Below are 2,823 nucleotides of genomic sequence, written 5' to 3' on the forward strand. Positions count from 1 at the left end.
GGGGGAGGGAAGCCGGGCGGGCGACGGAGGCCGGAAGCCGGGCCCGGCCCCGGGTCCGCCGCGACCCGGGGCCGTCGCGGATGAAGGTCGGAGACCGTCAGGCCGGCGGCGGATCGGATCGCGGCGCGGCCGGAGCCGCGTCGGCCTTCCGGCGATCGCGCTCCTTGCGCAGTTCCCGCTCGGCCAGCAGCCAGAACTCGATCTCGAAGCCCTCGGGCCTGTGGTTGCGCTCCCAGAGCTCGTAGGCCCGCTCGCGGATCTGCTCGAACGTGATCGCGTCGGACGACCGCGCCGAGGGCTGCGGTGCCGCCTCGTCGGTCCCGGACGCGGGTCCCGGCGCGGAGCCGGTCTCGGACCCAGGCTCGGACCCGGGCGCCTGTATCCCCGCCATCGGATGATCCGGAGGCGGACGGAAATCGGGGGGCACTTCCATGACGCCGGTCTCAGGCGGCCGGCTTGTCGAGATAGGCGGCGACGCTGGTGATCCGGCTGCCGACCATGGTCACCGCCTTGCGCAGCCTCTCCTCGCTGACGCCGAAACGCTGCGCCCACTCCTCGCGGGTGGCGCGGTCGTAGATGTCGATATGCGTCTTGCCTCTCGATTCGGTCGACATGCGGTGCCCGCTCCGGTTCGCCGTGAGACGCGGCCGTGCCGCGCTTCCTGGAGGGACAACCGGACTCGGAGATTTCGGTTGCCGCCGGTCGCGCGGGACGCGCGGCCGGCCCGCGCGAGACGTCAGGGTGCGGTCGGCGCGGGGCCGGGAACCGCCGCCAGATCGGCCTCGGCCGCGTCCGGGCGGACCCGCCCCGCCACGAAGGCGGTCAGCAGCGGCACGAGCAGCGCCGTGACCACCACGCTCGGCGCCCCCAGCACGGGGGCGGGGGCGGCGGGCGCCCTGTTGGCCCGGATGGTGGCGGGGCGGGGCGCCGCCCCCGTGGAGGGCCGGATTGGCGGCGGCGATGATCGCCGGCACGGCGGCGGCGTTGCCGGCCGCCGAGGCGGCGGCGACGCCGGCCACGCCGTTGCCCCCGGTGAGCCGGTCGGCGACGAACAGGGCGGCCCCGGTGATCGCCACCACCGCCACGCCGAGGCCGATGCCGAGAAGGCCCGCCTGCCAGATCTTGGCCAGATCGAGCCCGAAGCCGAGGGCGAAGGCGAAGAACGGGATCATCACCGGCGCCGCCCCCGACAGGAAGGCGCGCATGTCGCGGTCGAGGTTGCCGAGGATCATCCCGATCAGCAGCGGCAGGATGCTGCCCACCAGGGTCGGCCACGGGAAGGCCGACAGGCCCGCCAGCCCGAGCGTCACCATGGTGAGGAACGGCCCGGATTCGAGGCTCATGATCGCGTAGGCGCCCGCATCCTTCGGGCGGCCGAACTGGCCCATCAGGGCGAGGTAGAGCCCGCCGTTGGTGTCGTTCATGGCGGCGACGATCGCCAGCGTCGACAGCCCCGCGAAGGCGCCCCCGGCCACCGGCGCCTCGCCGAGGATCTGGCCGAACACCACGCCCATGATCGCCGCGACGCCGACCTTGGCGGCCAGCAGGACGCCGCCCTTGCGGGCGATCGCCGGGGCGGCGCGGAAGTCGATGCCCGCGCCCATGCAGACGAAGAAGACCGCCAGGATCGGCAGGGCGCCGTTGAACAGCGCGCCGGTGAACGAGCCGAAGAAGGTCGCGGTGTCCGGGAAGAGCGTGTGGAGGATCGCGCCGAGGAACAGCGGCACCACCATCAGGCCGCCGGGCACGCGCTCCAGGGAGCGCTTGATGGGAATCTGCATGGGTCGCCCTTCCGGTGCCGCCCCGTCCCGAGCTCCGGCACCCGCTTGCCCCCCGGGCGGGCTGCTACAACCTTTCGACGAGTCCGCGCAACGCGAGGCCGACCGGTGCGCGTGGTGGCCACGGGGCAGGCCCAGCCCTGACCGGGCGCGGCCCGGCACGATCCGCGGCGGCGTCCCGGATGTCGTCAGCGACGCCCCCGTCCCTGTCCGGCTCCCCGATCCGGCGGCCTCGCCCGGGCGGCGGCCGATCCGCGGCGCGGGGCCGCCCGCTTGACCGTCGCGCCGGCCGGTCGGTATGCCGCGCGACAACCTGACAACGAGCACGCGAGCCGCGCTCGGCCGGGCGGCGCGGCCGGCGCGGCTCCCGCCATGATCCGCCCGACATGACCCGCCTGCGCCTCATCGCCGACGATCTCACCGGCACCCTCGACACGGCCGCGGGCTTCACCGGCCTGTGCGGGTCGATCCCGGTGGCGTGGCCGGAGATCCTGGCGGGGGACGGATCCGGCTGCCTGGCGATCGATTCCGGCACCCGGGAAGGCTCGGCCGCGGAGGCCGACCGGATCGTCGGCGCCCTCGCGCCCCGGCTGGACGGGGCCGACATCGCCTTCAAGAAGGTCGACAGCCTGCTGCGCGGCCCCTGGGCGGCCGAACTCGCGGCCGTGCTGCGCACCGGGGCCTGGAAGCGCTGCGTGGTGGCGCCGGCCTTCCCGTATCAGGGACGCCGCACCGAGGGCGGGCGGCAGCTCGCCCGGCGCGGCGCGGGCTTCGAGCCGGTCTCCGGCGACATCGCCGAGGGCCTGCGGGCGGTCGGGCTGCCGGCGCGCCGGGCCGACGTCTCCGACGGCCCCGTGGCGGGCGTCGCCGTCTACGACGCGGCGAGCGACGCCGACCTCGCCCGGGTCGCGGATCTCGGCGGCGACGGCCCGGTGCTCTGGTGCGGCAGCGGCGGCCTCGCGGCGGCCCTGGCGCGCGGTGTGGCGGCGCCGGGCGACGACCGGCTCGCCGGCCCCGTCCTCGGGCTGTTCGGCTCGGACCGGCC

3 protein-coding genes are annotated in these 2,823 nt (G+C 75.9%); 1 reads left to right on the forward strand and 2 read right to left on the reverse strand.

Going from position 1 to position 2,823, the window contains the following annotated elements:
- Positions 1-97: 97 nt before the first annotated feature.
- Together ACLBYE_RS30170 and ACLBYE_RS30175 are read right to left on the reverse strand one after the other, a co-directional pair.
- On the reverse strand, positions 98-391 hold the full coding sequence (locus ACLBYE_RS30170; protein ID WP_447696981.1) for a DUF2934 domain-containing protein: 294 nt from the start codon (positions 389-391) through the stop codon (positions 98-100).
- Between the two features lie 52 nt (positions 392-443).
- Complete coding sequence (locus tag ACLBYE_RS30175; RefSeq protein WP_447696982.1) at positions 444-1,781, reverse strand: 2-keto-3-deoxygluconate permease; 1,338 nt, start codon at positions 1,779-1,781, stop codon at positions 444-446.
- 383 nt (positions 1,782-2,164) lie between these two features.
- Here ACLBYE_RS30175 and ACLBYE_RS30180 point away from each other — a divergent pair.
- The coding region (locus tag ACLBYE_RS30180) for a four-carbon acid sugar kinase family protein (RefSeq protein WP_447696983.1) at positions 2,165-2,823 on the forward strand (659 nt) is incomplete at its 3' end.

Source organism: Methylobacterium sp. A52T (assembly GCF_053346095.1).